Origin of the sequence: Citrobacter sp. TBCS-14, assembly GCF_005280805.1 — a bacterium.
GTDB classification, from domain to species: Bacteria; Pseudomonadota; Gammaproteobacteria; order Enterobacterales; family Enterobacteriaceae; genus Citrobacter; species Citrobacter gillenii.
This window is the reverse complement of sequence record NZ_SZWM01000649.1, coordinates 195-642: the sequence shown is the minus strand read 5'-3', so window position 1 is coordinate 642 and position 448 is coordinate 195. Positions and strand designations below refer to the sequence as shown.

Sequence of the window (448 nt, the reverse complement as noted above, 5' to 3'; positions counted from 1 at the left end):
TCTTCCGGCAGTTCGCTCTCTTCACAACACAGTTCACTACAGCAGCCTTTATACTTTTGCGCACAGGCTGGACATTGTATAAACAGCAGATGGCAGCCATCGTTTTTGCAATTGGTATGGCTGTCACATGCGGTACCGCACTGGTGACAATGCGAAATCACATCGTCAGAGATCCTCTCTCCCATGCGTTCATCGAAAACAAAATTTTTGCCGATAAAACGCACAGGCAGCCCCTGCTCACGCGCTTTGCGGGCATACTCAATAATGCCGCCCTCAATGTGCCAGACTTTGCTAAACCCGTTATGTTTCATCCAGGCACTGGCTTTCTCACAACGAATCCCTCCGGTACAATACATAACGATTTTTTTATCCTTATGCTCCTGCATCATTTCTACCGCTTTCGGCAGCTGATCGCGGAAGGTGTCTGCCGGGATCTCCAGCGCGTTTT

General features: G+C 49.1%; 1 protein-coding gene. It reads right to left on the bottom strand.

Translation table 11 applies throughout. The features are described 5' to 3' along the window. Nucleotides 1-448 (bottom strand): rhodanese-related sulfurtransferase (locus FDX22_RS20445; RefSeq protein WP_255433000.1); only part of this gene is annotated, 448 nt, incomplete at both ends.